This is a genomic window from Candidatus Merdisoma sp. HCP28S3_D10 (genome assembly GCF_052065835.1).
In the GTDB taxonomy this organism is placed as follows: Bacteria; Bacillota; Clostridia; order Lachnospirales; family Lachnospiraceae; genus Laedolimicola.
Map to the genome: position 1 here is coordinate 302,598 of NZ_JBQHTG010000003.1, position 17,356 is coordinate 319,953.

Annotated in this window: 11 protein-coding genes; all 11 read left to right on the plus strand. The window is 51.3% G+C overall.

Features of this window, described 5'->3' with window-relative positions; translation table 11 throughout:
- Positions 1-26: 26 nt before the first annotated feature.
- Genes ACTNCH_RS09830 through ACTNCH_RS09880 form a run of 11 tightly spaced genes read left to right on the plus strand, consistent with a single transcriptional unit; the run spans position 27 to position 17,337 of the window.
- On the plus strand, positions 27-2,309 hold the full coding sequence (locus tag ACTNCH_RS09830) for a hypothetical protein (protein WP_441019290.1): 2,283 nt from the start codon (positions 27-29) through the stop codon (positions 2,307-2,309).
- A gap of 28 nt (positions 2,310-2,337) precedes the next feature.
- Positions 2,338-9,375: a hypothetical protein gene (locus ACTNCH_RS09835; RefSeq protein WP_441019291.1), complete on the plus strand. Its 7,038-nt coding sequence runs from the start codon at positions 2,338-2,340 to the stop codon at positions 9,373-9,375.
- Between the two features lie 14 nt (positions 9,376-9,389).
- Positions 9,390-11,183: a hypothetical protein gene (locus ACTNCH_RS09840; RefSeq protein WP_441019292.1), complete on the plus strand. Its 1,794-nt coding sequence runs from the start codon at positions 9,390-9,392 to the stop codon at positions 11,181-11,183.
- 41 nt (positions 11,184-11,224) lie between these two features.
- Complete coding sequence (locus ACTNCH_RS09845) at positions 11,225-11,470, plus strand: ATP synthase F0 subunit C (protein WP_441019293.1); 246 nt, start codon at positions 11,225-11,227, stop codon at positions 11,468-11,470.
- A gap of 29 nt (positions 11,471-11,499) precedes the next feature.
- Positions 11,500-12,294, plus strand: a complete 795-nt coding sequence (locus tag ACTNCH_RS09850) for a hypothetical protein (RefSeq protein ID WP_441019294.1) — start codon at positions 11,500-11,502, stop codon at positions 12,292-12,294.
- 10 nt (positions 12,295-12,304) lie between these two features.
- Complete coding sequence (locus tag ACTNCH_RS09855) at positions 12,305-13,627, plus strand: F0F1 ATP synthase subunit alpha (RefSeq protein ID WP_441019295.1); 1,323 nt, start codon at positions 12,305-12,307, stop codon at positions 13,625-13,627.
- A gap of 18 nt (positions 13,628-13,645) precedes the next feature.
- Complete coding sequence (locus ACTNCH_RS09860) at positions 13,646-14,437, plus strand: F0F1 ATP synthase subunit gamma (RefSeq protein ID WP_441019296.1); 792 nt, start codon at positions 13,646-13,648, stop codon at positions 14,435-14,437.
- Between the two features lie 19 nt (positions 14,438-14,456).
- The gene (locus ACTNCH_RS09865; RefSeq protein WP_441019297.1) at positions 14,457-15,818 is read left to right on the plus strand and encodes an ATP synthase beta subunit C-terminal domain-containing protein; all 1,362 of its coding nucleotides are present in this window, start codon (positions 14,457-14,459) and stop codon (positions 15,816-15,818) included.
- Between the two features lie 17 nt (positions 15,819-15,835).
- Positions 15,836-16,126 carry a hypothetical protein gene (locus ACTNCH_RS09870; RefSeq protein ID WP_441019298.1) on the plus strand — a complete coding sequence of 97 codons (291 nt, stop codon included), beginning with the start codon at positions 15,836-15,838 and terminating at the stop codon, positions 16,124-16,126.
- On the plus strand, positions 16,113-16,631 hold the full coding sequence (locus ACTNCH_RS09875) for a hypothetical protein (protein WP_441019299.1): 519 nt from the start codon (positions 16,113-16,115) through the stop codon (positions 16,629-16,631). The genes ACTNCH_RS09870 and ACTNCH_RS09875 overlap by 14 nt, the downstream gene beginning before the upstream one ends.
- Entirely contained in the window at positions 16,621-17,337 is a 717-nt protein-coding gene (locus ACTNCH_RS09880; RefSeq protein ID WP_441019300.1) for a hypothetical protein, read from the plus strand. Before ACTNCH_RS09875 ends, ACTNCH_RS09880 begins: the two co-directional genes overlap by 11 nt.
- The last annotated feature ends 19 nt before the right edge of the window (positions 17,338-17,356 follow it).

The window sequence follows — 17,356 nt, forward strand, 5'->3', positions numbered from 1 at the left end:
CTTCGAGGGATAAGAGGAGAACGATTATGAAGATACGGGGACGGGTAAAATGGATCATCACTGCGGCGGCCACCTGCGGGCTGCTGGCTCTCGTTCTCTTTAGTGGATACGGATTGACAGCAGGAAAACGTCAGGAATTTCCCCTGGACGGATATATTCTGGAGGTGACAGCTTCCGAGGAGGGAGCTGTCTGTACCCAGAGAGGCTTCGCGGCGGGGACAAGGGCCAGGGAGAAGTTCCCGGATTCCTGGCAGTATAAAGATACGGAAGGACATAGTTACGCGGCATCGAAGGAGAGCTTTCTTCATTTTGAGGACGGCTCTTTTAGTGCGTTTAGCGGAGGATCGCTGGTGGATATGGCAGAGTCCGGAACCAGTGTTCTGGAATTCTATCATATAGAGCCGATGATGATTATGGCCAAGTCGGGAGAGGGCTGGACCATCGATAACAACAGTAAAAATCTTGAATTTAAAGAGCTGCTCTGGGCCCTGAACCGGGAACATCTGATGGCGGCTTCCGATAAGCTGGAGCTGACCCTGTCTAATGGGGAGAAGAAAACCATCAGCGGCTATCTGGAGCTGATGTGGCTGGACGAGGGAATTATCCGTCTGACAGACGGAGAGGAGATCTGGCAGACCCTTGCCAGCGGCACCCGGATCCGATACAGCTCCGGCATGACGGTGGATCTGGGAGAGAAGCTGGTCCAGGATCGGGAGGGCAACGCGGTCTTCTCTATGGAAGCGCTTTCCGCCGACCAGGATCTGGCCATTGATTTGCAGTCCGACAGCAACGACTGGAGCGGCTGGACGCCGCCCACCTTTGTCGTACACAACGACGATGGTGCCGACGGAGAGAGTGGTGCCCAGGGAGAGCAGGGCGAGGAAGGCGAACAGGGTAAGGAAGGCGAAAAGGGCGACAACGGCAAGAACGGAGAAGGCGGAGCCGTCGGAGGACGGGCCGGAGGCGTTATCTCCGGAGAGGAGACCAATCTGGCCGACGAATCTATGGCCCGTGTGCTGATTACCGATGTGAGCGGTTCCGGGACGGACGTAAGCTTCGCCATCAAGGTGAAGGATCCGGGCCATACGCTGGTTGCGGATACCGGAGTGATTTCAGTCCGGGAGGCCCAGACCGGCGTGGTGGTCTGGAAGCAGAATATAGATTTGACATCTGTTGATACCCAGAGCTTTCGGATTCATGACGGAAGCCTGAAGGAGGATATGCAATACAGTATCAACGTAGAGAGCAGATATCAGCTCAACATGGAAAACGGGATTACCAATACAGGAAGCATGACTTACGTGATTCGTGACTTCTATACAGCCAGTGAGGGTCTGTGTCTGGATCGGGTTGATTTGACACAGGAAAATATGACCGTATATCTGGGCAAGACCGGAAACACCGCCATTAAAAGTGTGTACCTGAAGGTGAAAACCCAGGGTGGCGAATACGAGTATGAAACCGGAAAATTTGATCCGGGAACGAAAAAGTCCTATACCATTGAGTATCAGGCGGAGATTGCAGAGAAATGGGGCTTTGATTCAGTGGAGGGTATCACAAACCAGCCCTTCAGCGTAGAGCTGTATATGGATACCGGAAACGGACAGTATGTCAAGTCGCCCTATGAGCTGAAGGGTACTTTCCTGAAGAAGGAACCGGTCTTTACAGGACTTTCCGTGATCCGGAAGGACGGGTATTATGAATTCCGTGAGGCGCTGGCCTCCGACCCGGATCAGGCCCTGGAGGGCTGTCGCTTCGTGATTACCGATCATGGTACCGAGATTAAGACGCTGACCAGTCCGGGAAGCTCTGTACAGTGGTATTATGATACGGGACTTTGTGGAAAGGAATACACGGTTACCGTATATATGACCTGGAACGATAACCGGATAACCGTAGAAAAGAAGCTGAATACCAAGCTGTTTACACTGCCTTCCAATGAAAGATTCCAGGCAAAATGGACGGATTCAACCTCGGTCCATGGTTCTGCAATCATTGCCGGAACAGTGGAATTGAAGGCAGACGCGCCGTACTCTATTCCGGAGAATCAGGTGGTAACCGTCACACTGGCGAAGCCGGACGGAAGCTGGAAAAAGACAAGCTACCTGAATCTGAAGGACTATAAAAAAGTGAAGGGCTGGATACAGCTGCCATTGAAATATACCACAGATCTGGAGGAGGACGCCTTCTATACCCTGACTGTCAGAGGAAGGCTTACAGAGATTGTGGAGGGAGCGAATGGATACGATATGGAACAGGACACCGTGGAAATTCTGTTCCGGGAAAAGATAAAGACGAGGTCAAATTAGCAGACAGGAAAGGTGAGGAGTGTCGAGAATGAACAAGAAGAGCAAAATAGGATTAATCGTTCTTGCGGTCATAGCGGTAATCCTGACAGCCGGCGGCGTTACAGCCGCCATGCTGCATGCTTCCGGACAGAAGGGGGTATTTGCGGCGGACGGTTATGTGCTGGGAATCAGTCAGGAATCGGAACAGGCTTCCGTATATCCGCAGAGCTTTGCGTCCGGTACAGTGCTGACGAAGAAATTTCCTTCGTCCTATGCTTATCAGGATGTGGAAGGGGATAAGGTATCCGTATCAGAAGAAAGCTTTATCCATTACAGCGACGGATCCTTAAGCGCGCTGAAAAACGGTATTGTAGTAGACGCGTCGGCGGTCAACGACAGCGTGACAGAATTTTACAGTTTGGACGAGCGTATGGTCATGGCAAAGGAAAGCAAGGGCTGGAGCATTGATAATAACTCCAAAACCCTGGATTTTGAGGAGCTGCTCTGGATGCTGACCAAGGAGAAGCTGATGGCTGCCTCCTCGGAGATGACCGTATACCTGTCCAACGGCGAGAGCCATAAGGTAAGCGGAGCACTGGAAATCACCTATCTGGACGAGGGAATCGTACAGCTTGCCACAGACACAGAGGTATGGCAGACCCTGACATCCAATACAAAGATACATTTTGCGTCCGGTACCGTACTGGATCTGGGAGAAGGCATGGTTTATAACGATGCCCAGGTTGCATGCTTCTCATTGAAGGAGATGGCGGCAGACATGAACAGCGCGGTTAATGTCAATTCTACCAGCGCCGGAGAATGGATTCCGCCTACCTTTAAGGTGACGGCAGAGAACGGCGAGGACGGAACCGACGGCGAGGCCGGCACCGAGGGTGAAGCCGGTGAGGAAGGAAAGGCCGGAGAGAAGGGCGAAGAAGGCAAAGCCGGAGAAAAGGGCGCCAAGGGAGGTACCCCCGGTACGGCCAGTGATACAGAGAATAAGGTAACCAGCAGTACAATGGGTACGATCCGTGTCAGCAGCATGCAGTATACGGCTTCTGCCGCCACCTTCTATCTGGCGGTTTCCGATGACGACGGAACTCTGACAACCAACAGCGGAGACATCGAGATCCGGGAAGCTGACAGCAATAAGCTGGTATGGAGCTATAAGAAGGCCTATGGAACAGATACGCTGGATCTGACCACCGTCAACAGCAGTACGGCGTTCCTGGCAGACAGCGGACTGAACCCGGATACGGAATATGTGCTGATCGTAAAGAACGGCTACAGTATCCAGAGCGGAAGCGGAACCACCACCGGAACCAAGACCTTTGTGAACCGCCATTTCTTCACAGCTACGGAAGGTATCAGCATGCAGGATGTGAAGAATCTGGACGCCCAGGATAATGGCGGGGTACCGGGACTGCGGGTTATGCTGGACAAGCAGAGCTACAGCACGGCCAAGTCCGCGATGATCCGTCTGGAGGTCGGAGATAAATACGTAGAGCGGGAATTTTCAGTGGAAGCCGGGACAGAGGATTATTATGATCTGATGTTCAGTACAGAGGTTCTGAATGATCTGGGAATTGACAGCCCTGCGGCAATCTATAACAGAGATTACAAGCTGATTCTCTATACCAGCGAATCTTACAAGGACAGTGGAGCCTTTGACCGAGGAGACGACGGAAACTTCAAGCTGAACGTGCAGAAATCCGCCCATGAGATTACAGGCAAGACCTTGAAGCATACGCCGACCTTTGGCAGTCTGGAGGCTCAGAACTCCAATCAGGGCTACTATTCCCTGACTCAGAATGTGGAGTCCGATCCGGACGGAGCTATCACCGGTTACACTTTCCTGATCCTGGACAGCAACAGTGGAGCCAAGGTGGCAGAGCTTCAGTCTACTACCGGAAACGCAAGCTGGTATTACAAGGAAAGCGGAACCTACAAGATTACCTCCCGGGTAACCTGGAACGATAATGAGAAAACCATTGAAAAGGATGTAGCGACAGAGACAGTCACCATTACCACCCAGGGTATCCCGGTTATTACCTTTGAGTCTTACACACTGCAGAAGAAAAGCGGCGACAGCTTTTATTTTGCCTACAACAGCAAGGGGCAGAAGGTAGACGACGTTTATTCCTTCGACGATGGAAACCAGAATGGCTATGACAGCAAGATTCTGTTTGATGAAACACGTGCCTGGGGCGATCTGACAGTAAACCTGAATGGAGCAACGCTCAATGAGAATACTCCTCTGACCATTCAGATCACCTGTGATAAGAATACATATTCCAAGACCATTACGCGAACGGTTTCACAGACGACAGGAGAACTGAGCTTCCCGCTTCAGCTGGCAGGTCTGACGCAGGGTGCTATTTATACCATAACCGTCAGCGGAGGCGTGGAGCGCGGTACCACCATGCCGGATGGATCTACACAGACGAATACCGTGCAGGAGACGTTGGGACGGTGCTTCTTCAAGACCGGCAGTTATGAGAGCGCGGAAGCGGATCAGACTCCGGCTGCGTTTGAGATGAAAAAATACGGTAACGGTAACGTGGCGATTGTACAGCTGCCCACAGACGCGGTTTACACAGGATACAACAGCACAGCTGCAGACTCCGCATTCTATAAGGAGCGGGCGGTGGCTTCCGCTGTGGAGTTTACCGTATACAACAGCTTTGGCAATGAGACCGGTAAATTCATAAAGAGCATCTATGAGGTAATGAAGCCTCCCTATACGCCGTCTTATGAGCCAAATTCCGGCGGACAGGGAAAGGATTATAAGAAATTCTTCCGGGGACCGCTGGTGGATGGCTGGAATGAAAGTGAAGCTATCTATATTACGGAAGAGGATCTGAAGAAGGCGGGAGTGGAGGATACCAAGACCGGCGAAGTCATTATTGAGGCTACGGCACTGTATGATTATAACTACTATCTGAGCAAAGAAAATCCGGATTATCAGCAGGAATTTGAAAGCGCGGATGAGATTCATTATAACCGGATCCCATTGCACGTGATTCAGAAGAGAGTGGGCGGCGTAGGAATTGATTCCTATCTGAACCGTGTGAAGCTGAACCTGGGTGATCGGGCTCCGGAACTTCCTACAGAGGAAAACGCAAACCAGGAGATTAAGGTTACATCCGTCAGCAACGGTGACGCCTACGCGGCTACCAGCAAGGCGACTATCGATAAATACGGGAAAAATACGGTAATAGGCTATCGTCTTCAGTCCAAATACGCCAACAGCAACGGCGATACCAACAGCGTAACTTACTATGCTATGTTTAAAGAAAAATATCAGGAATACGAGACCGGAGACAGTAAGGACCCGGTTGAACAGTACCTGAAGGGCATGGAGCAGGTGAAGGACGGCAGTGCGGGCGCAGGTGTGACAGAGGACGAGATCCGTGAACAGAGTGGAATCCGCTTTGCAGTGGAGGTTCCCGCCACAGGAAGAAAGGGCTCTGTTCCGGAGCTGCATGTATTTGTGGCAGATAAAAACTGGACCGAGTTTGCGAGTGACGCTACCCTGAGTAAATACTGGAAGCGGGAAGGCGATGTCTATGTGGCAACGCCGGTAGAAACCAATGGAAACTATGTCATCTTTGTACCGAAGGACTGGATGCCCCGCGGTTACAATTACATATTCGCGTATACGGTAAAGAGCTTCTATGGTCTGGACGGTGGCGTAGATGAGCCTTGGATTTATCCCTACGACATTGAGAAGTATAACAATTCGCAGAACTATTCCGGTAAGCAGCTGCTGCCCCGGAGCAGTGGAGATGATTTTGCAAAGGAAAAGCCTACGGTGGCTTCTTATCTGGTCCACACGATGATGAAGAGCGGCAGTCTGGAATCTGTATGGCAGTATTATGTATACGATCCGGACGGTGCCCTGGAAAAGGATAGTGAAGGCCACTATCAGGCGGTAGCTACGACCAGGGATCAGTACAAGGTATATGCGGAGAACCGGATTCGTTCCAAGAACGGTTCTGCGGACACAAAGATATGCAGTAAGCTGGCAGTATCTATAGGGAAGGTTACGCACCCGGAAGGCAATGATCTTACCGCGGAGAAGCTGTTTGGAGCAGCCAACAAAAAATGGAAGCAGACAGATATTGACGCTTTTGAGCTTACAGTGAAGGATAATACAGCGGTCAGCTCTGAGGCCATGAGCCTGTCCGGAGCGGACTATTCCGTATGGCTGGAGATGGTGCTGTTTGAAGGAAAATACAACAACAGAACCAATATGCCGACCTCTTTTAAGGACTGGTGTCTGACGGTAGATACAGAGGGCTATGATTACTGGCTGTTGAAGACAGTATCCCAGAAGGCGGACATTACGAATGAGGAGCTGATTACCGGAAAGGAGGATACGGCACTTACTTATACGTTGGAGCCCTCCGATACGACAGAGAAGGCAACGCTGACAATCGAAGGAAATACAGTGGCAAAGAGTGCCATTGCAGCCGTCTACTACGAGATCTATGAGAACAACGGCGGCGCTATTGGAGAATGTGTACAAAGCGGAACCGTGAATTTCAACGGTACTACTGCAGACATCAATATGACCTACGCAAAGCCGGGTGATCCGTATTTTATCAAGATTAGCCCGGTATACGATACCGGCTATGCAGCGACCAGAATATGGAGTACCGAGCCCGATTCTAATACAGCGGTAGGGGCAGAACAGATTGTGAAGCCGGAAAGAAGCCGGAGAGGCGCGCCTGCGTCGACAGCGAACGGCTACTATTACGCGGCTCAGACACTGGGAAGTAAGAGCAGCTATGCCAACTCAATTACGTTGGGAGCAGATAAGCAGAAATATCAGCTGTCCTTTGGAAGCTCAGGAGCCTATGGCAGTATCTTTACTGTAAACAAAGGTACGCTCGGCGCGGAGGATGCGGGAATTTACGCAATCAATGCAGAGATACAGCTGTTGACGAGCGGAGTCAGCAAGGCCAATAATCTGCAGATTGGTTACGGAAACGCCGGAGCCTATAATGCCAAGGAGAATACGGATGCTTTTGCGTTCAAGCTTCTGGCTCAGAAAGACGCCCAGAATCTGCAGCTACTTCCGGGAAAGGTAAGTATTGAGGAGATTGAAGGACAGAAGTATTTCTCTCTGGAGGCTGCGCAGCGTGTACCGACGGTTGTCTCCAAGACGCTTTATAAGAACAGCCCTGTTTCCGACAGTCTGAACTTTACCATTACAGAATCTACCATCGAGATGCTGAAGTCAGACGAGTATATCGGAACAGAGGAAGGCCGGATTTATCTGGAGGTTCTGGAAGGCGAGAAAGAGGACAGTTACACAGGAACAGAGACCACATTTAAGGACATCACGGCACAGGGACAGGGAACAGAGGGAGGCTTAAGGCTCTTTGAGAATACCGAAAAGGTAACTTATACCTACGATAGTACAAACGGCGGCGTATACCTGACACTTCCCGCCGATCCGGGCAACGTAGACAGCGGATATATACAGCCGGTACAGCTTCGGAATCTGAAGCCAGGCAAGAAATATTATATCCGTCTGTACTATTACAAAAAAGACGCGGCAGGAAATTATCAGAAGGGATATTTCACAGACGGATCACAGATTAGTAAGGGAGAATTGAACAGCTTCTATTATGACGAACTGGGTAATCGGAAGACAGACTCTAATTTCTGTATCTGTACCATCCAGTCCGATCATGTGAATATGGGTATGATATCGATATCCGGCGCCAGCGAGCTGAAGGCTGAATATAAGATGACCGGTTACGGACAGCAGAGCCTGGAGGTAAACTATACAACGTCTGCGACAGCCGGAATGCGATATGAACTGACGCTTCTGAAATCTGACGGAACAACGGAACTTGTCAAGAACGATGATTTGATGAAGATTTTGGGATATCAGCGTGATACGTCCAGGACGAAATATTATTGGGACTATGAAGGTAAGCAATGGCGTTCCGAAGCAGATGAGACCTATTACGAGCTGAGAGAATCGACTCTTACGGATAAACCTTATACCTACGGCTATTCCAATAAATCTATCTTTGCGTGGCTGGATGGTAACGGAAGCGTTATGAACGCACTTTCCAACGGCGGAAAAGGAGGCTCCTATATCTTAAGGGTTCAGGCCCGTTATGAGAACCCCCTGCTGAAGGTGAAGGATCCGACAGGTACTTCAAGTAATTATGTACCCATGTACATCTATACCAGAGATGGAAAACAGGAACCGATGGTTATGAAGGACACGGTCAAGTTCAGCGTGGCGGCAAAGGCCGATCCGACCATGACCCAGTCCAAGGTGCTTCTGACGAAGAACCCGGAGGGTAATGTTGACGCTACGTTAAAGCTGTATGTGAGCGATCTTTCCTATCGTCTGGGCTTTTATGAGAAAGAAGGAGACGCGAATGCAGCCATGGGACAGTATGGCGTCCGGATCAAGTATCGGAATGGTGACGGCACAGGAGACTGGACCTATGTAGATAACAATCAGATTACAGTGGACGGTAGAGAGGGAAGCATGAAGTGGGGAGGTCGGTATCTGTATCTGACGGCAGGAAAACAGGCGACACTGCGGTTTACGGCACTCACCAATAGACAGTATGTGGTGGAGATCTGGGGTTATTCCCTGAATAACCCTTCAGCCGGCAATCAGTTGATTCTGGATTCCACAGGCGTGCTGGGTCTGAACCAGAGCCTGAATACCAGCAACATTGACGCGCCGCGAATCGAGGATTCCAAGGTAGAGCTTGATCAGGAAACCGGAGACTTTACGATTACTCTGTACAACGGTGCCAACCTGGAGAAGCTGAATATGGCGTTGTTTACCATCTCAGGTTTCCACACAGACGGAACCCAGTGGCATGCTTCTTATACCTATGCGTTCAATGGCTTCACAGAGCTTCCGAAGGTAGGAGGAAGAACGAGACATCAGATCACCATTTCACTGAAGGATGTGCTGAAGAATCAGGCGAAGCAGGATGACGCAATCAATATTACGACCTATCTGAATATTGATAACAAAGAGGGTCTGACTGATATCGCAACCTATAACCTGGACAGTTATGAAATGCCGGAGTCATAGAGGAGGAGTAAGACATGAGAAAATTAAGCGGAAAAGTGAAAGCCGCCATAGCAGTCTTTTCGGGACTGGTACTGCTGTGTATTGCAGTCATTGGCGCAGGCAGCATTTCCGTCATACAGGCGCAGGCAGCCAGCTATCCGCTGGCTGCGGGCAGCGTCATTTTCGACAATGCCAGAAGCGCAGTGGAACTGACGGAGGATTCCACCCTCCAGAAGCGGTGGAATACCGATTATATTCTCCATATGGGAGAGAAGGAATATGACTGCGGTGAGAATACCGTAGCTTATTCCCAGAGCAACGGAGGCGTACAGATCTTCGGAGGCGGTTATTATGTAGATGAAAGCGGCAATGTGATTATGCTGCAGAACTTTCATGAGATCGCCGATACAGCAACCACAGGCTTTTATAAGCTGACGGATACGGCCTTTGTGGTGACTGGAAAGGATATCCACACAGAGGATAATTCGGTGCAGACTTCGGATTACGCCTATGTAATCATGGACAAGGTAGGAAATGCCAGAGTCATGAATCAGGACGTCAACCTGAAGGTGTTAAGCGGCAATAAGCTGCAGTGCGGTACCTTAAGCCTGGATGCAGGAGAGGGAACCCTGACCTTTGGCAACAATACCATGACGCTGGCTTCGGTACAGAGTCTGGCCCGGTACACCTATTCCGATACAGGAGAAATCATTGAGATTGATGTCCGCGGCGGTAACGGAGGAACCGGCGGAGCCGGAGGAACCGGAGGAGCCGGAGGACTCGGAGGAACCGGCGGAGTCGGCGGCAACGGCGGAGTCGGCGGAGTCGGAGGAACCGGAGGAACCGGTGGAATGGGAGCGGCAGGAACCGGCGGAGCCGGCGGCATGACGGCAGAGCAGCTGGAGATCCTGTCCAATATGTTTATCCGCAGTACAGACAGCGGAAGAACCTGGGCTACCATCAACTACAACCTGTATGATCCCTTCGGATATCTGGGAACTGCCATGGTGTGCGTATGGGAGGACGAGGGCGAAAGCGATATCTCCCATATTGAAAGCGATAAGATGAAGGTACAGACCGGGGAAGCCGGAGGCAATCAGCTTACCTTCTACGATCTGAAGCCGGATACCCGTTATTACGCCAATATCGGTTACACCGACAGCAATGGCGATTATCAGGAGCGGGATCAGATCAGCTTTACTACAAAGGAATACAGCTGCAGCGTGGCAATCAACACCATTCGCAATAACAGCATCACCTATACAGTATGTCTGGATAAAGAGCTGGCAGATATGAAAGAGATTGCCATGGAGCTGCAGTATGATGATAAGGCAAACAGCGGCCCGACCACAAAGGTTACAGCCGGCAACAGTATCTACCGGAGTATGCAGTCCCAGACGGGATATCAGTCAACCTTTGAGCCTTTGGACAGCGCAGCCATGTCCGGAGATGACGCAGCCGGCACATTTACCATTGTGGTGACGGGAATCCTGACAGACGGATCCAAGCTGGAGCTGGCAAGAACTACGCTGAATAACCCGCTGAAGCCCACCGCAGAGACAACGGCGCTTCAGGATCTGCAGGATCAGATACGTTCCGTAGAGGCGGATCTGGAATCGGTAACCAATGAGAACAGCAGACTGAGACAGCAGGTAGAACAGCTGCAGGCAGCGGGAAGCACACCGGATACAGGCACACAGCCCGGAAGCGGTGAGACAGCCGGAAGCGGCGGGACTGCCACAGACCAGAGCAGCACCGGGGCGACACAGGACACCGCAGGGACGACACAGAGCACCGCAAGCGGTACAGCGGCAGAGACACAGCAGTAAGAAGATACAGACTACTGGGAAGATAGAAGGAGGAAAATATCATGGAATCAGTTGTAGCGGCAACCATCAGTGCCATCGGCGTAATGCTGGGCCTGGCATTTTTAGGAGTGGGCATTGGCCTGGGAATCATGGGCTCCCGTGTAGCAGAAGCAGTGGGACGTAACCCGGAGACGAAAAGCGACGTCATTCAGGGCGTCATGATCGTGGCAATCGTGCTTGCCATTCTGCTCCTGGTACTGTTCGCGTTTGTGTTCATGCTGCTGTTCTTTAATCCGCTGACAGTATAGAGTAAAACACAAAGCGGGAGGAGCAGGGTATGGTAATACTTGTGTTGGCAGCGGTGCTGCTGGTAATGCTGGCGATGAACGGGCTGATTTTCTATATCTTACGCACAGCAGTCCGTACCACGGAGCATCAGGTCCGGGAGCATTTTTCCCGGGAGTTGACGGTCTTCGGGGATACGGTGGAGGAAAAACAGCGCCGGAGCATGGAGCTGGACAGTCAGATTTCCGATATGAAAAAAGAAGCGGACGATATGAAAGAGATTATCGACGTGCTGAAAAGCTCTCCCTTTTACAGACCGCATAAGAATAAGGGCGAGAAGCTGGCGCCCCTGGCCCATTATGTAGATCGGAAATTCTTTGAAAATTATCGGACGGCAAAGGATCTGATGGCGGTTCTGGACAAAAAGGCCATCGTGGAAGAGGTTCAGAGACAGGTAAGCTATCATGGGGACAGAGCCCGTTACGCGCAGCTCTGCGACCTGATAGATACCCTGAATTTCGATACGGTATATCAGCTGGAAACGGTTCCGGCCGAGGAGCAGCTTCAGGTTCTGGACGAGACGCTGAAGAAGGAGCAGCATGAGTTGTTCCTGGAATATGTGAAGGGTCTGGAAAAACCGTTGAATTTCAGCGTACTGTCTTTTCTGGACTGGCTGAGACTTCAGAGAAGCGAGGAAGACCCCACGTTGTATGTGTATACAGGAGAAAAGCAGGATAATCTGGATCACATGGCTTCCGACGTGAAGACCTGTTATGACGAGAATATCTGCGAGGGCGTACGTCTGGTATACCAGAATCAGGTTTATGACTACAGTATCTGCCGGTAAGGAGTAAAAAATGAGTGATTATATTGCAAATTTGGTAAATGAAAAACTGCAGAGCATGAAGCGCATGGAAAATGTCTATGAGCAGGGAAAGGTAGCGAAGATCCGGGATTATATCCTGGAGGTATCCGGTCTGGAGTCTGTAGGCTTTTATGATCGCGTCCTGATCTCCGGCAATTCCGTAGGTTATGTAACCGGTATCAGCCGTGACAGCGTAACCGTAGCTCTGGTAAAGAAAAATTCAGATATTTATGTGGGCGACGAGGTCGTAACCACGGGGGAGACCTTCAGCGCCCTGTATAGCCCCGAGTCCATCGGCCATGTGGCCGATATCTTCGGAACGGATCTGCTGATGGGCGAGCAGTTCGCGGATCTGGAAGAAATCCCCATCGAGACAGAGCCGATCTCCATCATGGAGCGTGGTACGGTAAACCGTCCGCTTTATACGGGTATCGCGGGTATCGACCTGATCTATCCCATCGGCTTCGGACAGCGTCAGCTGATCATCGGAGATAAGAAGACAGGCAAGACCCAGATTGCCCTGGATACCATCATGAACCAGAAGGGACGGGACGTGCTCTGTATCTATGTGGCTATCAATAAGCCCAAGAAAATGCTGAAGGAGCTCTATGAGGAGCTGGCTTCCCGGGGAGCCATGGACTATACCCTGGTGATGGCCACCTTCAACGACGACGAACCGCCCGTATCTTATTTTACCCCCTATGCGGCCCTGTCTGTGGCAGAGAAGTATATGCGCGAGGAGAAGAAGGACGTGCTGGTCATCATCGACGACCTGAAGACCCATGCGGACTGCCATCGTGAGATCAGCCTTCTGGCAGGCAAGGTGCCGGGACGTGACGCGTATCCGCCCGATATCTTCTATACCCATTCCAGAATGCTGGAGAAGGGCTGTCAGCACAAGGACGGCGGATCCATCACCATTCTTCCCATCGTGGAGACCAGAGGCGGCGATATTACAGACTATATCTCCACCAATATCATTTCCATCACAGACGGACAGCTGGTGCTTTCCAGAAAGAGCTTCGAGGCAGGCGTAAAGCCGGCGATCAACTACGGCCTGTCCGTATCCCGTCTGGGCGGCGCGGTACAGGAGTCGGAGATGAAGCGTCTGGGCAGCCAGGTCCGCCGGGAATTCTTAAGCTATCTGGAGACCAAGGAGGTCTATCAGCTGGCCAATATCGAGGAAATGGGACCGGAGATGCAGAAGCGCTTCGCCAAGGGACAGCAGTTCGAGGAGCGTCTGCAGCAGTATAAATTCTCACCCAGAAGCCGGGAAGAAATTCTCTCCATGTTCCGGGAAGTACTGAACAGTTAGGCGAAGGAGTAGAGGCGCATGAGTTTAAAAAACGTAGTAAAGGTTATGAATTTCCATGCCCTGCTCCGCGTAGATAAGTCCAGAAGGGCCGCAGCCAAATTCGGTCAGATGGAGCAGATGGTTATCGATATGCTGGATCAGATCATGAATAACCGGAACATCGCCCTGGATATGTCGGTGCTCAGGTTCCCCACCGACGCGCCGGCCCTGCACATCTATCTGGGCGGCGATATGGGCTTCTGCGGAAACCTGAATTCTCTGGTCAAGGGACGCTGCCAGGAGTACGAGAAGAACGGCGGCAGCGTGGAGCGGATCATCGTGGGTAAGAAGCTGAAGCGCTATGAGGATCCGTCCGTGATCCTGGAGATGAGCCGTGAGGAATACATGGAGGATCATCAGGCAATTCTGGATATTCTGGCCCAGGGTATCACACAGAAGCGGTATTCTGAGATCCGGCTGATTTACAATCATTACCGGAATGCTTCCGAGATTGATTTTGTGGATAAGGCAATCCTGCCGCTTCCCAAGGGACTCATCGGAGATCAGGCGTATCTGGATGACTTTGTCTGGGAGGGGGATCCCCAGGAAATGCTGCAGGATCTGCTGATTCTGTATCTGACCTATGAGCTGGAGATCGCAGGACATGTGTCAGCCGCGGCGGAGAATCTGACCCGTCAGAACGTGACCACGGAGTCCCTGAAACGGATCGACGAGCGGGAGGAAGAACAGCAGCGTGTAGAGCGGAAAGCCCGCAAGGCAGAGGAATTCGCCAAGGTTCTCGACAACTTTACAAGGCTGCGGAATTATTAGGCAGGGAAAGGATAAAAAAATGAGTGAATGTGTCGGTAAAATCGTAGCGGTATCCGAGCTGAATGTACAGATCCTGGTGGATCCGTCCAAAAAGGTAGAGCTTAGGGATATCCTCTATGTAGACTATAAAGGAAAAAGATATACCTTCGAGGCTGAGGAAGCGGAGCGGAGCGTCATTCATGCCCTTCCCTTCCAGAACATCGCGGGCCTTCGGAAAGGGCTGGACGTATGGAAGGCAGACAAGGGCCTGTCCATGCAGTACAACGATGAGATTCTGGGCAAGGTCTTTGACGCTTACGGCCATCTGATTGACGATAATACCATTCAGGAGGAGAAGACCAGAGGCGTCTACGACCGGAAGCTGGAGCTGAAGGAGATCAATGTCAACGGCGGAAATCTGTGGACTGGAATCAAGGTGCTGGATTTCTTCGCTCCCATGCAGAAGGGCTACAAGATGGGCTTCCTGGGCGGCGCAGGCGTAGGCAAAACCGTCCTGATCAAGGAGCTGATCCACAACGTGTATACAGGACTGAATTCCAACTCCATCTTCGTCGGAGTCGGCGAGCGTTCCCGTGAGGGCCGCGAGCTTTACGACGAGATGAAGGAGGCGGGACTTCTGGATAAGATGACGGTCGTATTCGGACAGATGGGCGACAACTCCGCAGCCCGGAGCCGCGCGGTATTCTCCGGTCTGACGGCGGCCGAGTATCTCCGTGACGAGAAGGGACAGGACGTGCTTCTCTTCGTAGACAATATCTACCGTTATGTACAGGCTATGTCCGAGATCAACGCGGAGCTGTCCCGTGTGCCTATCGAGAACGGTTATCCGGCCAATATCGAATCGGCGGTAAGCCAGGTGGAGGAGCGTATCAACTCCATTCCCAAGGGATCTATCACCTCCTTCCAGGCCATCTATATTCCGGCCGATGATCTGACAGACGCTGCAGTGCAGACCATTCAGTCCCATCTGGACGGCCAGATCGTACTGGATCGTAAGGTGGCTGAGAAGGGTCTGTATCCGGCGGTAGACGTATTTAAGACAAGCTCCCGTATGGTGGACGTGGAGAAGGTAGGAGAGCGCCATTACAACCTGGTAGAGGCGGTTCTGAAGTATTACTCCCGTTACCGGGATCTGGAGGAAATCATCGCGGTTTTGGGTATCGAGGAGCTGTCCAGCCAGGATAAGAAAATCTTCTACCGGACCAGAAAGCTTCGGAATTACTTTACCCAGCCCATGTTCGTAGCAGAGCAGTTTACCGGTATCCCGGGACAGTTTGTGGCGATTGAGGACGTATTGAATGATGTGGAGAAGATTCTTACCGGCGTCTATGACGACGTGGACGAGGGAGAATTCTCCTATATCGGAAAAATTACCTTTTAAGGACGAGGAGACAGGATATGGCGAAAAAGGAGACAGTCAGGCAGGAAGCAGTGATCCGGGTGCAGATCAGCAGTGTGGAAAACGGGCTGGAGGAATATTCTGAGGTCAGCTTTATCCGAATCAGGAGCAAGCGCTATACACTGCTCATTATGCGGGATTATATGCCCGTCATCGGCGAGATAGAGGGCGATATCACCATTTCCTGCAAGGAACGGGAGATAGAAAAAAAGGGAATTCACGGTTATTTTACCCATAACCACAATCATTTTTCACTGATGGTAGGAGGAACACAAGATGTTGCTGAATAATGTTCTGGCGGGCATTCTTTCAATTAAATATTATATTGTGGGGAGTGTTCTGGCAGCGCTGGCAATGAGTGTTCTGATCCTGACCATCGGATCCAGGAGAAAGAAGGGGCTTGCCGTATATGGCTGGCAGGCCCTGTTCTTCAATCTGTCCCTCATGGACTGTATGCTGCTGACAGCGCTGATCTCCCAGATGATCTTCGTGGTGACGGGGGCGCTGGGCAATACCCGAATCACTCCGGTGACAGGAGGCGCATTCGCGGTACTGGCAGCGGCGGCCTGCGCGCTGGAACGGAAGGCGGCGGGCCTGGTGGAGCAGGCAGTGTTCACCGTGATGGCCCTGGCGGCCATGACGGCAGGCAACCTGCTGCGGGACTTTATGGCAGATACGGGCTTCAGCCTCTATATGATGGCCGTCTATGTACTTCTGCTTATTTTTGAGATACAATACGCGCTTTATCATCTGGTAAAGGGCTTGGAAAGGATGACAGCAGACCATGAAGGATAGAAAAATCAGTTTAAACATTAACAGAAAAGCGGTTATCATTTTCCTGATCGTATTATTTGCGGCGGCAGCCGTGGTATGGGCGGTATTTGTAGCCCTGAAGAAGCAGGAATCCACGGGAATTGCCGACGGAGCCTGGTATTACGCAGTGGACGAGAAAACGGTATTCCCGAAAGGCTCCTCCCTGCACAGAAAAGAGGATACCACGACGGTGAAATGCAAGGGACACGAGTACAGCCTGGGAAGCGCCATGATCTATGAGGATAAGGGAGCTGTCATGCTGTTTCAGAACGATATGATCTGGTATGACAGAGAGACGGATTATCTGAAAAAAGTAAACTATTTCACACGTATGCGTAAAGATGGAAATAAATGGGAACTTACAAAGAGACATTCCAAAAAGGAAGTCAGCGGAGGGTTCCTGTATGATAATGGAGATCTGTATGTGCTTCTGGAGAACGCGGAGCTAACGAGCGCCGCAGGGAACATAAGCCTGGACGCAGGTACGGTATTGACCTGTACCTTTAACGGCGACGTACAGATCATAGATGCCAACGGTGGCTGCACACTGCTTGAGCAGCCCGGAGATAACCTGGTGGTAACATTTTCCAACGGCTGCTATCTGAAGCCGCTGGCGGATACCTACTGTCAGGCCAACGGAACCTGGAGACTTCTTTTTACCTCCATGTCTATGGTTCCGGAGCTTTAAGGGGAGGAGGAGAAAGCTG